Source organism: Stenotrophomonas sp. BIO128-Bstrain, from assembly GCF_030128875.1.
In the GTDB taxonomy this organism is placed as follows: Bacteria; Pseudomonadota; Gammaproteobacteria; order Xanthomonadales; family Xanthomonadaceae; genus Stenotrophomonas; species Stenotrophomonas bentonitica_A.
This window is the reverse complement of the sequence record NZ_CP124620.1, coordinates 2,765,064-2,786,906: the sequence shown is the minus strand read 5'-3', so window position 1 is coordinate 2,786,906 and position 21,843 is coordinate 2,765,064. Positions and strand designations below refer to the sequence as shown.

Sequence of the window (21,843 nt, the reverse complement as noted above, 5' to 3'; positions counted from 1 at the left end):
CCGCCCTATTCAGATAGCCTGCATCCGCCGTAAGTCATGGGTGCTTCCGGCCGGACGCCCGCCAACGGGCCGCCAGCCACGACAGCGCCACGCAGGCTGCGCCAGCCAGCAGCCACCCGGTCGCCGCGCTGCCCGCGGCGTGCTCGATCGCGCGCCACCATGCCGGGCCGAACAGCGAAACCAACGCCAGCACCGCGACCGCCAGCACCCCCAGCAGGGCCCGGGAGACCCAGCGTTCGATCCCGGCGTCATGCCGGGCGATGTGCACGGCGACATCGCGGGCGAAGCGCATCGGCGGCCCGCTCTGCGGCGCAGAGGCGATCGCCTGGGCAATACGCAGGTAATCGGGGGCGTACGGTCCGGCGCGTTGGCCGCTCAGCGCCGCGCGCAGCCCGCGTTCCTGGGCGTGCCATTCGTCGGGGTCGATCCGGGAATCGTCTGTGCTGCTCATGCGGGCACTCCAATGCGGGATTCGAGCAGTTCGCGCAGCCGCTTGCGGCTGCGGAACAGGTGGCTCTTGATGGTGCCTTCGGCCAGGTCGGTGAGGGTGGCGATCTCGGCGATGGAGATCTCTTCCAGATGGTAGAGCGTGAGCAGGGTGCGCTGCAGCGGGGGCAGGGCGTCCATGGCCGCATGCAGGTGGGCGTTGATGTCCTGCTCGCTGGTCAGGGCTTCCAGATCGATGCCATTGCCGACCCGATCGATCAAGGCGGTGCCGTCGTCGCTTACGGTGTTCTCCACCAGCGGGATGCGTCGCCGTTCCAGGTGCCGCTTGGCAATCGAATAGGCAACCTGCGCGACCCAGGATTTCAGTGCGCTCTCGCCGCGGTATTGATGCAACGTCTGATGGATGCGCAGGAAGGCTTCCTGACACAGCTCGCGGGTGTCGTCGGGGTGGCGGACCATGCGATCGACCACGCGCCAGCAAAGGCCTTGATACTCCCGCACCAGCTGCTCGAACGCCCCGGGCTGGCGCGACAGAATGGCGTCGACCAGTTTCCGGTCGGCATCGAGACAGTCGGCAGGAGGGGGCGGCGACGTGCGCATGTTCCATAGAGATACGTCGAGTGCCTCTCCGGTTGCAACTGTGTTCCGTGCAACCGACCCCGCCGTGGCCGTATCTCAGTGGACAAGCCCCTCCTCAACGGAACGAACGCACCATGGATTACAACCTGATTCTGCCCGTCGTCCTGATCCTCGGCATCGTGTATGCCATCAAGAGCGTGGTCGATGGCCACACGCGCCGCCGTATCGTCGAAGCCCGCGGCTCGGAAGAGCTGGTGCGTTCGCTGCTGGCCGGCGATACCACCAAGCGCCGGCTGGCCGCGCTGCATTGGGGCTGCGTGATGTTGACCCTGGCCCTGGCCTTCGGGCTGGTCGATCTGCTCGGCATCGACCGGGTCACGCCGGGTGCGATCGCGCTGCTGCTCGGGGCGACCGGTCTGGGCAACGTGGTGTACTTCGTGCTGGATCGCCGCTTGAAGTAAGCCAGCGTACGGCCCGCTGACCGATCGCCCGCCGGTTGTCCGCCGCGGCCTGACCGTCGGCATCCGGCGCAGGCCGCGGATGCGGCCGCCCACCCCAGCCGGCAGGTCCGCTGTCGGCTGCTCTGCAACAGGACCCTCGAATGAAACGCATCCTGGCACTCTGTGCCGGCCTTGCCGTGGCCGTGCTGTCTCCGGTCGGCGCCGCCACGCCGCTCGATTTCGCCCCGCTGTCCGCCCTCATCGAACAGACCAAGGCGGCGACCGGCTTGCCGTCCGGTACCGCCGTCGTGGTGGTGAAGGACGGCAAAGTGATCCATGAGGGCTACTACGGTTTGGCGGACATTGCCGCCGGTACGCCGGTCACGGCCGACACCGTCTTCTATATCGCCTCGGCGACCAAGCCGTTCTTCGCGCTGAACGCCCTGCAGAGGGAGGCCGCCGGTGAGCTCGACATGGCGATGTCGCTCCAGCAGATGTTTCCGCAGATGCGCCTGGAAGGTCTCGATGCCGAGGCGGTCACCGTGCGTGATCTGCTCACCCATACCGCAGGCGTGGACAACCCCGCCTTGGTCTGGGCCACTGCTTTCAGCGGCGTGCATGACGCTGCCTCGCGGCTGGCGCTGGTGGGCGCGACCCGGCGCGACCCGGACGCGCCCCACGGCACCTTCGGCTACACCAACCTCGGCTACAACCTGCTGAGTATCTGGATGGACCAGCACGACGCGCTGCCGTGGCAGGACCAGTTGCAGCGCGCGGTGTTCGATCCGCTGGGCATGCGCCATACCAGCACCCGGATCAGCCGTGCCCAAACGGCAGGCTGGCCCCTTGCCAAGCCGTACTCACTCGGCAGCGCGCAACCGACCACGGCCCTGTATCTGCGCAAAGCGGACGGGACGATGCAGGCGGCCGGTGGCATGGTTGCCAGCGCACCGGATCTGGCCCGGTTCCTGATCGCGCAGTTCCCGCGCGCGGGCACCCCGGCCTTCGCACCGCAGGTGATCAGCCGTTCGCAGCACCGGCAGGTCGCGCTGAGCGCGCGCTATCTGGACTTCGCGCGCGATGGTTATGCCTGGGGCTGGTACACCGGGCAGTACAAAGGCCACCGGCTGCTGCACCACTTCGGCGGATTCGCCGGCTTCCACGCGCACCTGTCCTTCATGCCTGATCAGAACATCGCACTGGTGGTGCTCAACAACGAGGACCTGCTGGGCGCACCGCTGACCAATCTCATCGCCGATCACGTGTATGGCGTGCTGCTCCATGAGCAGGGGATCGCAGCGAGCTCCGCCGCCCGCTTCCTGGCCCTGCAGGCAACGGCGGCCCAGGCGCAGCGGAACATGGCGCGTCAGCGCCAGGCGATCCAGGCACCCCCGTGGCTGCGAACGTTGCCGCGCGATGGCTACGTGGGCAGATACGTGCACCCGTTGCTCGGCGAGATGAACGTCGAAGCGGCCGGTGACCAGGCACTGCGGCTGCGTTGGGGGCAGCTGGACGCGGTGGCCACCGCGGGCGAACACCTTGACCAGGTCCGGGTCGAGTTCATCCCCAACAGCGGCAACTGGCTGACCTTCCACGTGGCCGATGGCCAGGCGCGGTCCCTCAGCTTCGAGAGCCTGAGCTTCCAGCGGGTGCCCTGAACGGACTCAGCGGCGCAGCGAGGATTCCCGCAGCACCTGCTTCACCGCGATGCTCTGGCCTTCCACCGGCTGGCCGTCGATCAGCGCCAACAGCTTTTCCACCAGCAGGTGCCCGGCCTGCTTGGTGTCCTGCTGCACTGTGGACAGCGGCGGGGACACCGAGGCGGCCAGCGGGATGTCATCGAAGCCGGTGACCGCCACGTCCTCCGGCACGCGCAGGCCATGCTCGCGCAGGGCGCGCATCGCACCGATCGCGATCAGGTCGCTGGCCGCGCACAGCCCATCGATACGCTCACCGCGCGCCAGCAGCGCCTGGCAGGCATCGAAGCCGGACTGCTCGGTGGTGATCGCATCGTGCTGCAGCGAGGGCTCGGCGGTGAGGCCTCGCGCCCGCATTGCTTCGACGTGGCCGCGATAGCGCTGCTCGAACTCGGGATAGTGGCTGGAAGCGTGGCCGACGAACGCGATCCGGCGGCAGCCCTGGTCGAGCAGGTGGGCGGTGATGTCGAAACCGCCCTGGAAGTTGTCGCTGCCGATCGAGACACCGGGCTGGTCGGGCAGGGAAGCGCCCCAGCGCACGAAGTGGGTGCCTTGCTCGACCAGCCGCTGCAGCCGCTCGCGCGACTCGTGGTAATCGCCATAGCCGAGCAGGATGATGCCGTCGGCCTTGTTGCTGTCCTCGTAATCGGCCTGCCAGTCAGTGGACAGCTGCTGGAAGGAGACCAGCAGGTCATAACCGCGCAGCGCGCAGGCCCGCGTGATCGAGCCGAGCATCGCGTGGAAGAACGGGTTGATCAGCGAATCGTCATTGGTCGGGTCTTCGAAGAACAGCAGGGCCAGTGTGCCGGCATTGCGCAGGCGCAGGCTGGAGGCGTTCTTGTCGACCTTGTAGTTCAGCTCCCGGGCGATGGCCAGGATCCGCTGCCGGGTTTCGGCGTTGACCATCGGGCTGCCGCGCAGCGCCCGCGACACCGTGGGCTGGGAGACGCCGGCCAGGTGGGCGATATCGAGGGAGGTGGCTTTACCGCGGATGGTCATTTCAGCAGGCGGGGAGACGGTGAAGCGACATCATGCCATGCGCCGTGATGGCGGGGCCGGGAGGTCCCTCGGGCTGGCGGCCAGCGCCCTGCGGCGCGGGGACTGAACCGCCGTCACCGTTGCGGCATATGGCTCGAGCAGGTTTCCGGTCGTTCCCGGCCGGAATTCCGACAGGGTCGGGGACGGCGGCGATGATAAGATGGTGCAATCTGGATCCCCCCAATTCTCCCAAGGGCGGCCCGGCAGATCTGCGCCCCGCCCGGGGCTGTGATATGACTGCGGCCTGCCCTCGGACAACGGAAGAGCAACCCTATGGCGCGCGGCATCAATAAAGTCATCCTGGTCGGCAACCTCGGCAACGACCCGGACGTGAAGTACACCCAGGGCGGTATGGCGATCACCCGCATCAGCCTGGCCACCACCAGCGTCCGCAAGGACAAGGATGGCAACCAGCAGGAGCGTACCGAATGGCACCGCGTGGTGTTCTTCGGCAAGCTCGGCGAGATCGCTGGTGAGTACCTGCGCAAGGGCAGCTCGGTCTACGTCGAAGGCAGCCTGCGTTACGACAAGTACACCGGCCAGGATGGCGTGGAGAAGTACTCCACCGACATCATCGCCGATGAAATGCAGATGCTCGGCGGCCGTGAAGGCGGTGGTGGCGGTGGCGGTGGCGGCGAACGTCCGCAGCGCCAGCAGGCCCCGCGCCAGGAGTACGGCGGTGGTGGCGGCGGCGGTGGTGGTCAGCGTGGCGGTGGTGGTGGTGGCTACGGCCAGCAGCGCCCGCAGCAGCAGGCTCCGCAGCAGTCGGCGCCGCCGATGGACGACTTCGCTGATGACGATATTCCGTTCTAGGACACCTATCCTCACGCTTTGTAGCTAATGGATACAGGAAGCCCCTTCTACTAAGGGGCTTTTCTATTTTTTGCTCACTACTTTTGTAAAATAAAATGGTATAGTCATTCATATGTAGTAAATGTAGAAAAAGACCTTATGTCCTCGCTTGCGATGCGCGTGATGAATCAAGGTGAGCGCGTGCCACTTCTGCTGGACGATCAGGGGCTTCCTGTGTTCTACCCGACGCTCTTTGCGACGGCGCAGTTGCGCAACGCCGGAGCGGCCGTCAATACGATTCGAAACGCTCTCACGCACATCCAGGTGCTCCTTCGATGGGAGATGCAGGAAGGACGCAACCTCGTTGACGAGTTCACGGGTGGGACGTTCCTTTCGTTGCCAGACATCGTGTCGCTGCGCGATTTCGCGAAGCTGGACATGCGATATGTGGGCGCTAGAGAAGACACCGAAGTGCGCTCGGGCAACGTGGTGGCCTTTTCTGATGCACGGGTAGGCCCGACGGTGGCGCGTCCCTCGGTGACCCAGCGAGTGGCCTACAACCGCATGACGACGATCGCGGACTACCTGGAGTTCCTCGGCGGCGTCATCATCCAGCATCGCAACTCTGCGGAGTTTGCGCACGATTTGGCTGAGATGGGCAAGCGCATTCGAAAGCACCGCCCACGAGGGTCCAAGCACGGACTCATTCAGACGCCGGTCGAGAAGTCGCCTGATCCAGGGGTGGTCAAGCGGCTGCGGGAAGTCATCGCCATCGGGAGCGACGAGAACCCGTTCAGCGATCCGACGATCCAGCTGCGGAATGCGATCATCATCGAGTTGTATCGAGTCACCGGCATGCGAACGGGCGAACTGCTCAGCCTTTGGGTGGAGCAGTTTCATCTTGGGCACGAGCCAAGCGTCAGCGTTCGACGCAATCACGATGACGTGCACGATCCTCGCGCTTATCAGCCGACCAGCAAAACGAAAGAGCGCATTCTGCCGATCTCGGACGAGCTCGCAAAGCTGGTCCAGCACTACATCCTTGAAGTGCGTGCACGCATTCCTGGAGCGCGACGACATCCCTACGTTTTCGTATCGCACAAGGCCGGGAAGACCTTTGGGAGGCCGCTGTCGAAGAATGGCCTGTACCGAGTCATCGAGCGAGTCAGCGCGGTCTCGCCAGAACTGGCGGGCATACATCCTCATGCACTGCGCCATCACATGAATTACGCGCTGTCGCTAGCGATTGATCAACACAATGCAGCGTCGCGTTCCAATGACGCCGAGCAGATCATTAGGGAGGGTCGCGAGCAGGACATTCGTGCACACCTCAATGGACATCGCAACAAGGAGTCGGGCAAGGTCTATAACGAGCGTCATATCCGTGAACAGGCCGACAAGGCCATGCGACTGCTTGGCAGCGCACTTGCTCGCAATAACGATAAGAAGGTGGGTGATGAAGGCAAGCGCTAAGGCGAATGCAGCCGTACCAGAGACTGCTTCGCCGCGTATGGCTATATCGAAGGATGGCTATTCATTCGATCCGAAGGACATGCAGTGGAAGCTCAATAAGGATGTTCAAATCTCGCTTGGTGTCATAGATGACCTTGAGCCGGATTGTAGGCAGGGTGCCCGCCTCACCCTTCAGCGCTACGCAGAGGAGCAATCCGCCTCACATACCTACAACATGGCTGAGCGCATGAAGCGGTTCATTCGTGAAACGGGGTCTGCTGAAGTGTCTCCGGCTTCGCTCATGAACTGGAGAGCCTCACTCGGATTGGATGGGGAGTGGAATCTGGGGGGGCTCAAGGGGTTCTTGCTGGCATGGCATGACTATGGGTTCGCTGGGATCTCCAAGGATGTGGTTGAACTACTTGAAGGTTGGCGTATCACCGGCAATGAAAAAGGCGCAGCTGTGGCAAACGGCTGCCCAGAAACGGGACCTTTCACGGATATTGAGCTGCAGTCCCTATTGGATTGGGCGAATCTCGCGGTGGTCCAGAAAACGATTGATTTCGAGGATTACGCCTATCTGTTGATGCTGGCAATGACTGCTCGGCGACCCATCCAGATCGCTGCGCTCAGAGGCAAGGATCTGGCTTTGCCGAAGGCAGGCGATAGCTTCTATACGCTAAATGTTCCACGCTCCAAGCAGCGAGGTGGCTCCTTCCGCGGTGAGTTTCGTTCACTTCCAATCCCGAACGATCTTGGCGTTGTGTTGCAGCAACAGCACAGGGGCTCAGTCAAACTTGTCGAGAGTCGAGTGGGATATACGTTGCACGCATCGCTGCGGGATGAAATTCCGATCTTCATCAATGCATCCAAGGCGTACACACTTCGACGCAACACCGATGGTTTCGCGCTTAAAGAGTTGCTTCTTGGAGGTACGCCTGATCTTTTGCACGCGACGACGACATCATTTAGTCAGGCGCTACAGCGCGTCGCACAAGCGTGCACAGCGCGCTCGGAGCGGACTGGCGAATATCTCCGCCTCACAGCCACGAGATTCCGCTACACACGAGGTACGAAACTTCGGAGGGAAGGATTCGGGGCATACGTGATCGCAGAGTTGTTGGACCAATCCGACATCCAGCAGGTCAAGGTCTATACCGAGAATACGGCCCAAGAGGCGGTGTTCATCGACCGGATAGTGGGCCCCGCCCTTGCGCCATTTGCACAAGCTTGTCTAGGAACGCTGGTTCGCAGCGAACGTGACGCGATACGCGGCGACGACCCTACCAGTCGTGTGTCGAATGATCGGCAGAACGCCGTGGGGACATGCGGAAACTTTGGCTTCTGCGCCAGTGGATATCGCGCTTGCTATACATGCGTGCACTTCCAGCCCTGGCTCGACGCTCCACATTCGGAAGTGCTCGAGGATCTTTACGCTGAGAAACTCAGGGTGAAGGAGGCTGGATGTGCGGAGGTGGTGGTCAACGCCAATGATCTCCTGATACTTGCTGTGGAAGACTGCGTCTCGAAGTGCGCTGCCATGCGTCAACAACTGGCTGGCGCATCGTGCCTCGCTGAGGTGGCCGATGGCTGATGTCGTCCTCTTTGTACCGCGTGACGCACGATTTGCCAGCGAAAATTTGGCTGAGTTCATACGGCTTGCACGTGAAGATCTAACCGCATTCGGTGGGCGAGACGGTTGGGAAGAGCACAAGTGGAGGCTTGGAAAGACATCAGTTGTATTTGCCACGAAGACGAAGGAATTAACGAGCCATCGTTTCACCCCGATGGCAGAGCCGTTCATCCAATTCGCCAAGGCATACGTTCGTTATACGTACAGTCACAAGCCCGTTAAGAACATTGACTATCCGCTTCGAGCATTGCGTTGCATTGAAGCGGCTCTTCTTGAGTCCCGCGGAGGTGCCGACGTCAGCGGCCTGAACGGGGCTGTGATGGATGTGGCGGCTGCCAAGTGTCGGGAGTTCTACAAGAGCGACGACGAGAGATGCCAGACGGGGCGTCAGATGGCTCGCATTGTCGAATTCCTTCGGGAGAAAAAGATTGTCCCTTCCTTGCAGCAGTGGAAGTCGCCGTTCCCGAAGCCGAAGATACTGACCGAAGACATCGGAGGCGCGGGGAAAGCACACCGTGCAGCGAAGCTGCCGTCCAACGAGGCAATGTTCGCTTTGGCTGAAATGTTTGCAGCCGCCGATGATGTCGAGACTCAATATTTTTCCTCTATCGCCACGCTTTTGATGGTTGCACCGTCGCGAATTTCTGAGGTGCTCGCGCTTCCAGTTGACTGCATTCAGTGGGATACCGACGAATATGGAGCGCCGCAAATGTGCCTGCGATGGCGGGCAGCGAAGGGCAAGGGAGCCACGAAGAAGTGGGTGCCTTCGGTGATGCAGGATGTTGTCATCGAAGCCGTGCGTCGGCTGACCCAAATCGGCGCTCCCGCTCGTGCGGCTGCCCGCTTCGCTCATGATCACCCTGGAAGATTTATGGATCATCCGGGCTGTGTGGTGACGGTGGGCGATGCCGCCGATCGTCTGCTGATGCCGAATGAAGTGGCAGCTGCTCTAGGGCTTCGGGTTCACAGAAAAACGTACCGTACTGACGGCACGCCCACTTGGTCGCAGGTGGTTGGGGACAAGCGGTTGAAAAAGCTCCTTGATCGGGGTGACATCTCCTACAAGGATCTGGCCGCCTACGTTTTTGAAGGGTGCGCCGGGCCGGATTGGCCATTCATTGATGACAGCAGGACAGTGAAGATCTGGGATGCCCTCTGCCTGCACCGCGTGAACGAGTTCCATCGCGAACATGAAGTCAAGCGGTTCTCATGGGCAATCGCCACATCAACGATGGTGAATGATCGCCTGGGCGGGAGTTCGGATCTCTCGCTCTTCGAGAAGAAGGGCTATCGGAACTCAGATGGAAGTCCAATCAAGCTCACGACTCATCAGCCCCGTCATTGGCTCAATACCCTGAGTCAGCGGGGCGGTATGGACGAGATGACGTTGGCTCAGTGGTCGGGCCGCGCCCGTGTTGCCGACAACGCGCACTACGATCATCGTTCGCCAGAGGAGCGCATGAGAGAGGTGCGAGACATCCTCAAGGTGGAACATAAGTCGCTACTTGAACGATTCCAGAGCCGTCAACCGGTCACTTATCAAGAGCTTGGGGTAGATCGCCTGGGGACCGCCAAAGCTACGCTCTACGGGATGTGCGTTCACGATTACGCGATGAGTCCCTGCCAAAAACAGCGTGAATGCATGACTTGCAAGGAGCATGTATGCATCAAGGGGGATCACGTGACATTGGATCGAATCCTGCTTCTGGAGGCGCAAACCAAAGCGCTTCTTGATCGGGCCCTCGAGGCTCGCGAAGCTGGGGACTTCGGCGCAGACCGATGGGTGGACAACCATAAATGGAAGTTGGCACATGTGCAGGCGATGCGCATGACGTTGGAGCATGATGGCGTGCCCGATGGCACTGTCTTGCGCATTCCAGATGGTCACGATCCTTCGCCAGTGCGGCGAGCGCTGATTGAACTAGGCGTAGTCCTGCCCGATGCTCTGGCTCTGCATCCTCGCGTAATTCCCTTGGCACTCGCATAAAGCCATGCCGAAGAAGATTGTCACGAAATCGACCCTACCCAAGATCCTGCGGGTATTGGATCAATGGGAAGGCAAGTTGACCTGGGATGCTTACTGCGATCGAGTTGCCCAAGCGCTTGGCATCGATTCCGTGAGCCGCCATGCGTTGCTCAATTATCCTGCAATCAAGGAACACTACCGGCGTCGGCAGCAGGAGCTGAGAGAGGTTAGGGATCAACGGCCAAGAGACTTCACGATGGAAGTTGCAAATCGGCGGATCGCGGATCTTGAGGCGCAGGTGAGCCGGCTTGAAGCCACCAACACGTTGCTGCTTGATCAATTTCGGCGGTGGCAATACAACGCGTACGCCAACAACGTGCGGATGGATAGCTTGAATTTGGATAAACCACTGCCTGCGGTTGATCGGTCAGGACATGGGGCGAAAGGGAAGAGTAGGTAGATTTTCGAATTGCATCGAGCATCGGCAAGCGGTCGAACAGTTGGCAGATCTTGATGCAGCAGGGAGCGAGGATGTCTCACTTGAGCGTTGTTGTCTCAGTTTTTGAGACTCACGTGGAGTAGCTTCGGGTCACTGGAGTGTGGGATGCGATGGATGAACCTGATTCAAGCTTACTGGCCGGCTATCGCTGCAATGGCGTTCTCGTTGCTGGCCGTAGGAGTGATATCTACCTTGCGGCACAGTTCATTTGGTACGGAGTTGATGGCTAGTTGTTGGCGCGCACTTAAAACTGACCCAGGCTGCGCGTTGAACTTTGACCCACCCGGTGTACGGGGCTGAGGGTATCAGTTGGTGGTCTGGGTGGTGGCCTCCTTTGCCCTGATTCTGGCTTTGGTCTTGTTGGCGGCGGTGCTGTTGCGCAGCCGCCAGGAGTCGTTGCCGGTCTCCAGGATGTGGCAGTGGTGGGTGATGCGATCCAGCAGCGCGGTGGTCATCTTGGCGTCGCCGAACACCTGACCCCATTCGGAGAAGGCCAAGTTGGTGGTGATGGCGAGGCTGGTGCGCTCGTAGAGCTTGCTGATCAGGTGGAACAGCAGCGCGCCGCCTGAGGGGGTGAACGGCAGGTAGCCCAGTTCATCGAGGATGACCAGGTCGGCATAGGTCAGGCGCAGGGCGATCTGCCCGGCCTTGCCCTGGGCCTGTTCCTTCTCCAGCGCATTGACCAGTTCGATGGTGGAGAAGAAGCGCACGCGCAGGCGATGCTGGCGCACGGCCTGGATGCCGATGGCGGTGGCCAGGTGGGTCTTGCCGGTGCCCGGTCCACCGACAAGGACGACGTTCTCGGGGGTGTGGATGAAGTCACCCTGGTGGAGTCGTTCGACCAGTGCGCGATCAACGGGACTGGCCGCGAAGTCGAACCCGAGCAGGTCACGATGGACGGGGAAACGTGCGGCCTTCATCTGGTTGGCCTGGGCACGAACCTGCCGTTCGGCGGACTCGGCCTGCAGCAGTTCGGCCATCCAGTGTTCGGGCTCCATGGTGTGCAGGCGCATCTTGGCCAGCAGTTCGGGCCACTGGCTGGCCATGCCGTGCAGCTTGAGCTGCTGCATGCGCAGCGGCAGGTCAGGCGTCGACATGATCTGCCTCCCGCAGGGCGTCGTAGCGGGCCGGATCGGACACCGGCGGATGACGCAGCGTCACTCGCGAGGCGACCGTCTCGATCGTGCGGTCCGGATGCTGCAATCGCCCCAGCACGTTGAGCACGTGGTCGGCGCGCACCAGGCCGGACTCGAGTGCCAGTTCCACCGCCACCAGTACCGCTTCGAGCCCGTGCACGGGTACGGCGGCCAGCACCTGGGCCATGGCGCGGTCGCCGTGAGGCTGGCGCAGCAACACCTGCTGCAGCTTGCGCAGCGGATCGGGCATGGACAGGAACGGCGCGCCGTCACGCAGTGCCCCCGGCTTGCGCTGGACCAGGGCGATGTAGTGCTGCCAGTCGTAGTGGACCCGATCACGCTCGAAGCTGCGCCGGTGGCGGGCGACCTCGGCCTCGCCGACCACCACGGCCAGTTCGAAGGGATACACGCGCAGGCTGGCGACGGCGTGGGCGTGTTCGCACGGCACGCTGTAGCGGTTGCGCTGGAAGCTGACCAGCGCGGTCGAACTGACCCGCACCGGCCGCTCGATGTAGCCGTCGAAGGGCGCGGGCATCGGCATCAGGTGGGGCTGTTCGTCCTCCAGAGCTTCGGCCACGGTGATGTCGGAGGCATCCGGATGCGCCTGCATCGGCCAAGCGGCGCGGCACTCGCTGGCGAGCCAGGCGTTGAGGGTGTCCAGATCTGGCCAGTGGCGGGCCCCGGCCTCGATCCAGATCTGTCGGCGCCGGTCCTGCACGTTCTTCTCGACCCGCCCCTTCTCCCAACCCGCGGCGCGGTTGCAGAACTCCGCGGCGAACAGGTAGTGGCTGGTCATGGCGTGGAAGCGGGCGTTGACCCGCCGTTCCCGGTGCTGGCCGATCCCGTCCACCGCCGTCTTCATGTTGTCGTAGATGCCGCGGCGCGGCACGCCACCGAAGGCGGTAAACGCCTGGGTATGAGCATCGAACAGCATCTCGTGGCTCTGGGTGGGATAGGCCACCAACCAGAAGGCGCGGCTGCAGGCCAGCTTCACGTGGGCGAGATCCAGCGGCATCTTGGCGTGGCTGCCGACGAAGGCGTACTCGCGGCTCCAGTCGAACTGGAAGGCTTCACCCGGAGGAAAGTGCAACGGCACGAAGGCCGGGCGGCGGCTGGCGCCGCCGGCCGCCTTCCACTGGCGGATGAAGGCCGTCACCCGGGTGTAGGTGCCCGGATAGCCGATCGCCTGCAACTGCGAGAACAGCACCTTGGCGGTGCGTTGTTCCCGCCGGGGACGATGGCTGTCGGCACGCAGCCACGTCTCCAACTGGGACCGGTAGGGATCGAGCCGGGAGGGCGAGGCTCGCCTGGGATAGACCGGCTCGGACTGGCCGCTGCGCAGCCATCGCCGGATGGTATTGCGGGATAGGCCCGTGCGCTTGGCGATCTCGCGCAGCGGCAGGCCATCGCGGAAATGCATCCGCCGGATCTTGGCCAACATGACCATGGTGATCACTCCTGAAATCCCCCGAGCAAAAGATGCTCAGGATGTGGGCTTCAGGTGGGTCAGTTTTACCCGCGCATCACCGCCGAAAGTGGGTCAGTTCTGGATGCGCGCCAACACCAAGACGGGCCGATCGGCTCTGGCACTGTCGCGGGAGCTGGGGATCGGCTACGACGCGGCCTGGCTGCTCAAGCACAAGCTGATGCAGGCCATGGTCGAGCGTGAAGGCAGGCGCCAGTTGGCCGGCTGGGTCCAACTGGACGATGCCTATTTCGGCGGCGAGCGCCGGGGTGGGCCACGTGGCCGCGGTGCCGACGGGAAGCAGGCGTTCGTGGCCGCCGTGCAGTGCTCCGAGGAGGGCCATCCGGAAGTGATGCGGCTGGATGTCGTCAAGGGATTCAGCGCCGATGAGATCGGCGCCTGGGCCACGCGCCACCTGGCCCCCGATACCGTCGTCGTATCCGATGCCCTGGCAGGGTTCAATGCGGTGGGCGAGGTGGCCGGCACCAGCCATCGCCGGCTGCGGACGGGCAGCGGTGGGCACAAGTGCGACCATCCGGCACTGCGCTGGGTCAACGTCATGCTGGGCAACGTGAAGACCGCTCTGCGCGGCACCTACCATGGACCCCGGCGCAAGTACGCCCAACGCTACCTGGGCGAGTTCTGCTATCGGTTCAACCGACGGTTCGAACTGCATCGGCTGGTTGCACGATTGACCTACGTGCTGCTCCGTACGCCGCCGCTGCCCTATCGGATGGCAACCGTGGATGCGATAGCCGGGTAATCAGGAACAAAAAAGCCACGTTGAATCCAGACTCCAAGGCATTGCCGCATCATAGCGGCAGCAGAACCGGCACGAGAAGGACCGTCACCACCAGGGCGATCATCGCCAGCGGCACGCCGATCTTCACGAAATCGACGAAGCGATAGTTTCCCGGCCCCACGACCAGCATGTTCACCGGCGATGAAACGGGAGTCATGAAGGCCGTCGACGCGGCAAGCGCCACGGTCATGGCGAAGGGATAGGGCGAAGCCTCCAGCCCCGCCGCAAGGGCAAGCGCGACCGGCGCCATCAGCACGGCGGTCGCGGTGTTGGAGATGAACATGCCCAGAAGGGCGGTGACGAAGAACAGAACAGCCAACACGGCACGCGGAGAACCGGACCCTACCGTCGATAACAGCCAATCGGCCGCCAGATCGATCCCGCCCACTTCCTGCAGCGCAATCGAGAAGGGCAGCATGCCGACGATCAGAACCAGCGTCTGCCAATGGATCGAACGGTAGGCGCCGTTCATGCCGACGCAGCCGGCAAGGCCGAAAAGCAGGCAGCCGATCAGCGCCGCCAGAACATTGGGCACGATGCCGCTGGCCATCATGAAGACCGTCAGGAGCAGGATCGCCACCGCAAATGGCGCGCGCGACCGGACGGGCGCTACATCGTCGCTCTCGACAGGCAGGTTCAGCAGGATCAGCCGGTCCGGCGAGCGCGGCAGACGCTCTATCGCGCGCCAGGGGCCGATGACAAGGAGTATATCCCCGGCGCGGAACCTCACTTCCGTCACCGGCTCTTCCAGCGCCTTGCGTTCGCGCCTGACCCCGACGACCGTCACATCGTGAAGCGATCGGACATCGGCCTCCGCCACGGTTTTGCCCACCAGCCTCGAATCCGGAGAAAGCAGCACTTCGGCCATGCCGATCTCCTGACTGCGATCCCCGAAATAATTGGCGGCCAGTTCCATCGGGTGCAGCCTGAAGCTGCGAGTCACTTTCCCGATATCGAGATCGCGCCCGCACGCATCGATCATCAATATGTCCCCGGCCTCCAGCTGGCTGTGGGCGTGCGGGCGCAGAAGCTGGCGGGAAAAGCGCCTCTCACGCTCGATGGCGATGATATTGATCCCGGCGCTGCCGCGCAGGTCGAGCGTGGCGAGCGGCCGTCCGATCAGGGAAGAATAGGGATCCACCGCAAAGCGGTATTCGCGGCCCTCCAGTCCGTATTTCTCTATGAAATCGCGAAGGGTGGGGCGTTCCGGCCCCTGCTCCGCTTCCGGCACGCCGGCGAGGAAACGGCGCGCGGCGAGCATATAGATGATGGCCAGGACAAGCAGCGGAAGGCCGAAAGGCGTGAAGGCGAAGAAGCTGAATCCCTCATAGCCATGCCGCTCGAGCTCGGCATGGACCACGAGATTGGGCGCCGTGGCGACCAGTGTCATCATGCCGCTGAGCAATGCCGCGACCGACAGCGGCATCATCAGCCGGCTGGCGGGAATGCGGGCGTTGCGCGCGATCCGCAGGACTATGGGGATGAAAATGGCGACCACGCCGGTCGAGCTCATGAACGAGCCGATGCCCGCCACGACGATCATCAGCAGCACGATCAGCCGGGCCTCGCTGCGGCCGGCCTTGCTGACAAGCCAGTCCCCCAGCATCTGCGCCACGCCCGTCCGGACCAGCGCCTCGCCCACAACGAAAAGCGCGGCGATGAGGATGATGTTGGGATCCGCGAAGCCGGCGAATGCCTGCTCGACGGTGATGACCCCGGAAAGCGGCAGCGCCACGATCATCATCAACGCAACGGCATCCATTCGCGGACGGCCGATCGCGAACATGACAATGGCGGAAATCAGCAGGGCGAGGACAAGGGCCAGGTCGGACATCGTCCCAGCCTAGTGCATTTTTTGCAGTCAGGGGAATCCGCGCGCCGCAAAGAGGTCCGGCGGCCGCCTGTTCGGGGGTGACTTGCCTACTCCGGTTTCCGGCTGGCGGGCTGCCGCAGGCGCAGGATATTATCCAATACGGAAGGATGCAGCGGCCGGGCGAACTGGCAGCCGACCACGAATTCATCCACCCACACGACCTTCGCCTGCTGGGGCTCCAGCTGCGGCAACCTTATCCAGCAGGTGTCCCCGATACGGAGCGCCTGGATCGCGGCAATACGCACGCCATGCGTGGAAATGTCGAGGATCTGGACATTGGTGCGGACGTTCCCCTTGCGGAACTGCACAGTCGCATTCAGCGGCCGCCGCTCGGCAAGGCGAGAAATCTTGCCCAACCTCCTGCTTCCAGACCTGCTGCAGGCGCATTGGCCGGACTTTCTCGCGCGCCGTGAGGTAGAAGACCGCCCGCTGCCCGAGTATGTGCGCGAGGAGTTCGAGACCTACCTGCGCTGCGGCGTGCTCGAGCACGGCTTCCTGCGCGTGGTCTGCGAGCACTGTCGTGCCGAGAGGCTGGTGGCGTATTCCTGCAAGAAGCGCGGCTTCTGCCCCAGCTGCGGCGCGCGGCGCATGGCCGAGTCGGCGCGGCATCTGGTGGACGAGGTGTTCGGCCCGCGGCCGGTGCGGCAATGGGTGCTGAGCTTTCCGTACCCCTTGCGTTTCCTGTTCGCCAGCAAGCCAGAAGCCATTGGCCCGGTGCTGGGCATCGTGCAGCGCGTGATCGCCGGTTGGCTTGCCGATCAGGCCGGCGTGCCGCGGGATACGGCGCAATGCGGCGTGGTGACCCTGATCCAGCGCTTCGGCAGCGCGCTGAACCTGAATGTTCACTTCCACATGCTGTGGCTCGACGGCGTGTACGACGCGAACGTCGAGCCCCCGCGGCGCAAGCCGCGCCTGCGCCGCGCCCCCACCTCTGCGCAACTGACGCAGCTCGCCAACACCATCGCGCATCGCGTCTGCCGGCACCTGTCGCGCCGCGGCTGGCTCGAAGGCGAAGACGAATCCGTGTTCCTGTCCGACAGCGCGGGTAGCGACGACGGCATGGATGGGCTGCGGATGAGTTCGATGACCTACCGCATCGCCACCGGTCGCGACGCTGGCCGCAAGGTCGTCACGCTGCAAACATTGCCCGGTGACGCAGGCTCGCTGGAGGGCGATGCCGGCAAGGTCGGTGGCTTCTCGCTGCATGCCGGCGTGGCCGCGGAAGCACACGAAAGCCACAAGCTCGAAAAGCTGTGCCGCTACATCACGCGCCCGGCGATCAGCGAGCAGCGGCTGTCGATCTCACCGCAGGGTAGGGTGCGGTATCAGCTCAAGACGCCGTGGCGAAATGGGACCACGCATGTCGAATGGGATGCGGTGGACTTCATCGCCAAGCTGGCGGCACTGGTCCCGCCACCTCGCGCGCATCTCACCCGCTTCCACGGCGTATTCGCCCCGAATGCAAACCTGCGTGCGCAGCTGACGCCCTCGGGGCGCGGCAAGCGGCCTGCGGGCGATGCGGCGCCGGTTGACGCAAGCGCCCACGACGAGCCGCGCAGCCCCGAGCAGAAGCGCCGTGCGATGAGCTGGGCGCAACGGCTCAAGCGGGTCTTTTCCATCGACATCACCACCTGCGCCCACTGCGGCGGCGCGGTACGGATCGTCGCCAGCATCGAGGAACCCACCGCCATCCGCGCCATCCTCGCCCACTTCGAGAAGCACGGCGCGCTGGAGCAAGCGCACTACCGGCCCGCAGCGCGCGCCCCGCCGCCGGCCGCGTGACGAGGTGCCGGCCACACAGCCGGCAGCCAAGCCAGAGTCCGATCCGATGCGGCCACGACCCCGCAGGGCTGCGCTCGGCCCTGTGCCGGGATTCGGTGAGAAATGGCTACGCACTGAGCCGCTGCGTGGCCCCGCGATGTCGAAAACCCACGCATGAACCCCCGATCTGTGCCCGATCTGTGCCCAAAGCGGCGCTTGCGCGGCCGCTTCCTACCTGCCAGACTCGCAAAAAAGGGCGGTTGAACTTCCTATACCCAAGATACCGCCTACGTCTTCTTCGGAAGGCCGGTAAGGGTGAAATGGTGCGGTAAGAGCGCACCGCGAGTCTGGCAACAGACCGGCACGGCAAACCCCACCTGGAGCAAGACCAAATAGGGATCCTTTGGCGCGGCCCGCGTTGGATCCGGGTAGGTTGCTTGAGCGTTGCGGTGACGTAACGCCTAGAGGAATGACTGTCCACGACAGAACCCGGCTTATCGGCCGGCTCCGCCTCTTTCTTACGGTAGGCCGAGCATGGCTCGGCTCTACAGTAGAGCCGAGATCCTATGTTCGTGGTCAAGCCTGCTGGAAGCAGGCTTGACCCACTTTCAGCATGGCCGGGTCAAAGTCCCGGCCGCTCTTGAAGACGCCCCAAGCGATCCTGGCCAGCTTTCTGGCCAGGATGTTGAAACTGGCAGTACTGCTGTGGCCGCGTTCGCGGATGGCGTTGTAAAGGGCTTTGCCATTTTTGGAGCGGGTCAGTCCCATGGCCGCCATGTAGAGGATCTGGCGCAGGCTGGCGTTGCCGCGCTTGGACAGGCGCCGCCTACCGATCCGGGCGCCGGATTCGTTGGGGCGCGGATCCAGGCCGGTACAGGCGATCCAGGCGTCCGAGCTGGTCAAGGGCCATCGTGTGATGTGATGGGTGACGAAGGCCGCTACCGTCGGCCCAACCCCCGGAATGGTCATGATCCGCCGATACAGGTCGCGCTGTTCGCCACTGCGGCACAGCTGCTGAATCTGTTGGTCGAGCAGGGCAATGGCCTCTTTCAGACCATCGAAGATGCGCCCAAAGATGGCCGACTCCGACGCCCCCGCGCCTAGCGAGAGATTCAACTTCGCCTTGCTCCGGACCAGGCTGTCACGTTGCTGGAGCAGCACATGCAGCTGCTCCTGCGCAGGCGATCGGGCGACATGCTCATGCAGATTGTCGGCCTCCTTGGCGATGTAACGCGCAATGACCTGCGCGTCACCTGAGTCGGTTTTGCCGCGGCAGGCCACGCCCTTGGCGTAATGTTTGATGTCGCGCGGATTGAGCACAAAGACGACGTGGCCGGCCTTCTGGGCAGCTTGAACCACAAGCTCGTGGTAGCGATTGGTTGCTTCCACTCCAATGCGAGACCCGACCGGCAGAGTGGACAGCCACTTACCGATGGCTGACGCTGAATTGGGGATTCGAGTGCTGCCTTTGGTGCCATGGCGTGCCACCACAAGGCTCTTTGAGTCGGCATCGATGCCGACGGCCAAATGATCTGACATCTGCGCAACTCCCAGCTATTGTTGAGGGGCTGGGGTGGTACCGCACCACGTTGGCTTGCCTACATCGGCGGTCCTCAAAGGCCGCTAGATCCTTTATCGACGTTAAGGTGCGGGATGGGGATCGCTCGGCTCGTCTGTCGGCTGCTATCCGCAGATATCATGTTGACGGTCCCTCCACCCTGGCTCCTACATACCGCGTAGGAGCCGGGAGGAACATACAAGCCATGCTCGGCTGCTCTTCGCCCAGATGCTTGGGATGTTGTTCAACCCGGCGTGCGGTACTGCCCGGCGGAAATGAACTGCTCGAACCGTTCGCACCACACCACTACGGTGGTGTAATCGTCCACGTTGACGCTTTCAGGCACGTCCACCAGGAAACGGTTGAAGGTCTTCACCTCGCCGATGCGCTGGGCCTGTGCCTTGATCTTCAGGAAATCGGCCTTGTTGTCGACGAAGTCACGGACCAGGTACACCTTGTAATCCGGACCCGGACCCATCTTGCCGTCGAACGCGACCTGGCGCGGGCTGACGCTGACGTTGCCTTCCGCCCAATGCACCGCATCACTGCCCTTGAGGTCGCGGCGAAAGGTGGTGCGGTAGGGGGCGTCTTTCATGGCCGCCTGCACCTGCGCAACCGGCGGGTCATCGGGGGCGATCAGGATCGGCAGGAGATAGACGCCCAGGCCGAAGCCCAGGCCGAGGGTGAGCAGGTGGGTGGCGAGCAGGATGAGGATGCGGCGCATGGGGCCTCCTTGTGGTTGCGATCGATCGCGCGGCGAAGTGCCGGGCCTGACCACCCTGGGAGGTCAGGGCCGACATTATATAGGCACAGGGCCGATTGCGAAAAGGGCACAGTCGGGTGGCTGCGATGCTGAAAGCCCTCTGGCGAGGGCGGATCGCGGTCGCGGCTGGAAGCTGAATGACGTATCAGGCGCGCTGCGCTGACGACGACCGCCACGTCAATGACGACATGCGTGCGGTAGTGCCGGCCGCTGGCCGGCAGCTGCGTGGCCTGCCTGAAAATCCGGAGGTTGCCGGCCAGTGGCCGGCACTACCCTGCTGAAAAGAGGTTCCGGCCAGCGGCCAGCGTGACCGGGTCAGAAAATGACGTGGCTCTGTCCGTTGGCTGCGCCCTGAGGGCCGAAGCGACGCTCGTGGATCTGCCCGTGCCCTTCGGCATCGATCAGCAGCACCGTGCTGGCGCGGGTGCCATAGTCGTCGCCGCGGATGAAGGCCGGGCTCAGCCAGCGCTCGCGTTCCAATCCGATGCCGGTGTCGGGCAGGTCGCTGTCGGCGGGGCGATGTTCGTCCGCCAGGGCGGCCCAGAGCGGGGTCAGGTCCTCATCGCCGGCCTCGAACCAGGCTTCAAGCGCGGCCATCAGTCGTCGGGTCTTCGGCCAAGGTGCGTCCAGCGCGCCGTTGGACATGCCATGCACGCCCGGGCCCAGGCGCTGGCGCTCGGCAGGGTGGTTGCCCAGGAACTCCAGGCTGTCGCTATCGGCCAGCAGCAGGTTGAATGGGGCGTAGGCGCCGGCCACCGTTGCCAGTCGGTCGATATGCACGGCGGCGGGGTCGCGGCCGCGCAGGAAGTCGGCCACCAGCGCACCCCGTGAAGGACCGGTCTGTGCGGCCAGCGGGTCGCGGACATTGGTGACCACGGCCATGCGTCCACCCGCACCGACGCCGGCCCAGCCGCCGCCGGAGCGCAGGTCGCGCCCCCCGATGACGGAGGTCTCATCTTGCCAGGGGGCCAGCGCCGCTGTCGGGCGGGCGTGGAACTCATCACGGTTGCCGGTCATCACCAGCCGCCAGCGCGGGTGGTGCATCCAGCCAAGAGCGAGCAGGCACATGGCCTCATTGTGCACGGTTTGCGCAGTCTGGCGCCGCTTCCTGCCCGTCCCGCATGAATGCGCGAGCGATGTTTCACGCTCTGTCCACACCCCTGAACTTCCGTTCAATCTCAAAAATTGAGACGGATCAGCAACTTGTGGATAAGCCTTGAACAATTCTCTAAAGGTTGTTGCAAGCCATTGATGCGGCTGGCGATTTCCCCGCTGAAAAGTTGTTGACAACCCTTCGGCCGCTGCTAAGGTGGGCATCAGAGGGAAATCTAGCGTGCCGGACAAGACCTCGATTCGGGTTGCGCGTGGCAGGTCCAGCACTGCGTCAGCGGGAGGCCTGGCCGCAGCAGATTCGGCAACCATGAATCACTGCTGCGCCGCCTGCAATCGCTCGCGCAGCGGCTGCATCTACAGACGCTTCCTCAACAGCCTGAAGGCGGCGAAAAAGTCTCTCAGTGATGAAATGCTGCATGGACCTGCGCCTTGCTGCCACAGTCGAATCGGGAACTCTCATCCCCGTTTTGCGGGTTGTCCGCCGGTTTCTGGCCAGCTTCAGGATTCATTGTCATGCGCCGCAGTTGTTGTGCTTTGTTGCTGAATGCGACGCGGTGCAACAATTCTAGACCTGACCCTCTGCGCCGCAGTCGAATCGGGAACTCTCATCCCCGTTTTGCGGGTTGTCCGCCGGTTTCTGGCCAGCTTCAGGATCGATTGTCATGCGCCGCAGTTGTTGTACCCGGAGGATCACCCTGATGCCGTCAGCGGGGCACTCTGCTGAGGGCTGCTGGCGCGAGAGCGGGGGTTTTTAGAGGTGCCCTCAGGTAGGTGATTTGCTACGCTGCGCCGCGCCGATGTCTTACCCATGCGCGGGAGAAATGCCGAT

19 protein-coding genes and 1 other RNA gene are annotated in these 21,843 nt (G+C 63.3%); 10 read left to right on the top strand and 10 right to left on the bottom strand.

From position 1 onward, the window contains the following. Positions 1-34 precede the first annotated feature (34 nt). A complete protein-coding gene (locus POS15_RS12595) occupies positions 35-451 on the bottom strand; it encodes a hypothetical protein (protein WP_284128236.1) in 417 nt (138 codons plus the stop codon). Further along, positions 448-1,047: a sigma-70 family RNA polymerase sigma factor gene (locus tag POS15_RS12590; protein WP_284128235.1), complete on the bottom strand. Its 600-nt coding sequence runs from the start codon at positions 1,045-1,047 to the stop codon at positions 448-450. The genes POS15_RS12595 and POS15_RS12590 overlap by 4 nt, the downstream gene beginning before the upstream one ends. Positions 1,048-1,160: 113 nt before the next feature. Between POS15_RS12590 and POS15_RS12585 the strand changes: the two genes are divergently transcribed. Together POS15_RS12585 and POS15_RS12580 are read left to right on the top strand one after the other, a co-directional pair. Further along, positions 1,161-1,487 (top strand): hypothetical protein, encoded by a 327-nt coding sequence (locus POS15_RS12585; protein ID WP_019185699.1) that lies wholly within the window; start codon positions 1,161-1,163, stop codon positions 1,485-1,487. A gap of 140 nt (positions 1,488-1,627) precedes the next feature. Then, a complete protein-coding gene (locus POS15_RS12580) occupies positions 1,628-3,124 on the top strand; it encodes a serine hydrolase domain-containing protein (protein WP_284128234.1) in 1,497 nt (498 codons plus the stop codon). A 6-nt stretch (positions 3,125-3,130) separates the two neighbouring features. Here the strand turns inward: POS15_RS12580 and POS15_RS12575 are convergent, their stop codons facing one another. Then, positions 3,131-4,162, bottom strand: a complete 1,032-nt coding sequence (locus POS15_RS12575; protein ID WP_019185701.1) for a LacI family DNA-binding transcriptional regulator — start codon at positions 4,160-4,162, stop codon at positions 3,131-3,133. Positions 4,163-4,474: 312 nt separating this feature from the next. Here POS15_RS12575 and POS15_RS12570 point away from each other — a divergent pair, with 312 nt between their 5' ends. The 5 genes from POS15_RS12570 to POS15_RS12550 all read left to right on the top strand — a co-directional run bounded on the left by POS15_RS12570 (position 4,475) and on the right by POS15_RS12550 (position 10,504). Continuing rightward, entirely contained in the window at positions 4,475-5,014 is a 540-nt protein-coding gene (locus tag POS15_RS12570; RefSeq protein WP_019185702.1) for a single-stranded DNA-binding protein, read from the top strand. 138 nt (positions 5,015-5,152) lie between these two features. Further along, positions 5,153-6,466 (top strand): site-specific integrase, encoded by a 1,314-nt coding sequence (locus tag POS15_RS12565; RefSeq protein WP_149500782.1) that lies wholly within the window; start codon positions 5,153-5,155, stop codon positions 6,464-6,466. After that, the gene (locus tag POS15_RS12560; protein WP_232092444.1) at positions 6,450-8,039 is read left to right on the top strand and encodes a site-specific integrase; all 1,590 of its coding nucleotides are present in this window, start codon (positions 6,450-6,452) and stop codon (positions 8,037-8,039) included. The genes POS15_RS12565 and POS15_RS12560 overlap by 17 nt, the downstream gene beginning before the upstream one ends. Beyond that, positions 8,032-10,065: a hypothetical protein gene (locus tag POS15_RS12555; RefSeq protein ID WP_232092445.1), complete on the top strand. Its 2,034-nt coding sequence runs from the start codon at positions 8,032-8,034 to the stop codon at positions 10,063-10,065. The genes POS15_RS12560 and POS15_RS12555 overlap by 8 nt, the downstream gene beginning before the upstream one ends. A gap of 4 nt (positions 10,066-10,069) precedes the next feature. Beyond that, positions 10,070-10,504 carry a hypothetical protein gene (locus POS15_RS12550; RefSeq protein WP_080114903.1) on the top strand — a complete coding sequence of 145 codons (435 nt, stop codon included), beginning with the start codon at positions 10,070-10,072 and terminating at the stop codon, positions 10,502-10,504. A gap of 344 nt (positions 10,505-10,848) precedes the next feature. Here the strand turns inward: POS15_RS12550 and istB are convergent, their stop codons facing one another. After that, a complete protein-coding gene (gene istB / locus POS15_RS12545) occupies positions 10,849-11,640 on the bottom strand; it encodes an IS21-like element ISPa36 family helper ATPase IstB (protein WP_003097544.1) in 792 nt (263 codons plus the stop codon). After that, a complete protein-coding gene (gene istA / locus POS15_RS12540; RefSeq protein ID WP_003097546.1) occupies positions 11,627-13,126 on the bottom strand; it encodes an IS21-like element ISPa36 family transposase in 1,500 nt (499 codons plus the stop codon). The genes istB and istA overlap by 14 nt, the downstream gene beginning before the upstream one ends. On the opposite strand from istA, the gene POS15_RS12535 reads away from it, so the two are divergent. Further along, positions 13,119-13,907 (top strand): IS1595 family transposase, encoded by a 789-nt coding sequence (locus POS15_RS12535; RefSeq protein ID WP_164145999.1) that lies wholly within the window; start codon positions 13,119-13,121, stop codon positions 13,905-13,907. The two genes, istA and POS15_RS12535, sit on opposite strands and share 8 nt — an antisense overlap. Before the next feature lie 49 nt (positions 13,908-13,956). Here the strand turns inward: POS15_RS12535 and POS15_RS12530 are convergent, their stop codons facing one another. Together POS15_RS12530 and POS15_RS12525 are read right to left on the bottom strand one after the other, a co-directional pair. Then, on the bottom strand, positions 13,957-15,780 hold the full coding sequence (locus POS15_RS12530; RefSeq protein WP_279732101.1) for an SLC13 family permease: 1,824 nt from the start codon (positions 15,778-15,780) through the stop codon (positions 13,957-13,959). An 86-nt stretch (positions 15,781-15,866) separates the two neighbouring features. After that, on the bottom strand, positions 15,867-16,175 hold the full coding sequence (locus tag POS15_RS12525) for a PilZ domain-containing protein (protein WP_019185708.1): 309 nt from the start codon (positions 16,173-16,175) through the stop codon (positions 15,867-15,869). Here POS15_RS12525 and POS15_RS12520 point away from each other — a divergent pair. Continuing rightward, complete coding sequence (locus POS15_RS12520; protein WP_345782470.1) at positions 16,168-17,601, top strand: transposase; 1,434 nt, start codon at positions 16,168-16,170, stop codon at positions 17,599-17,601. The genes POS15_RS12525 and POS15_RS12520 overlap by 8 nt on opposite strands. A gap of 187 nt (positions 17,602-17,788) precedes the next feature. Beyond that, positions 17,789-18,093, top strand: an RNA gene (rnpB, locus tag POS15_RS12515) — RNase P RNA component class A. A 63-nt stretch (positions 18,094-18,156) separates the two neighbouring features. Here rnpB and POS15_RS12510 read toward each other — a convergent pair. The 3 genes from POS15_RS12510 to POS15_RS12500 form a co-directional block, all read right to left on the bottom strand. Next, entirely contained in the window at positions 18,157-19,119 is a 963-nt protein-coding gene (locus tag POS15_RS12510; RefSeq protein ID WP_049459279.1) for an IS110 family transposase, read from the bottom strand. Between the two features lie 263 nt (positions 19,120-19,382). Continuing rightward, the gene (locus POS15_RS12505) at positions 19,383-19,862 is read right to left on the bottom strand and encodes a DM13 domain-containing protein (protein ID WP_047290306.1); all 480 of its coding nucleotides are present in this window, start codon (positions 19,860-19,862) and stop codon (positions 19,383-19,385) included. Between the two features lie 354 nt (positions 19,863-20,216). After that, a complete protein-coding gene (locus POS15_RS12500) occupies positions 20,217-20,969 on the bottom strand; it encodes an NRDE family protein (protein ID WP_180832829.1) in 753 nt (250 codons plus the stop codon). Positions 20,970-21,843: the final 874 nt, after the last annotated feature.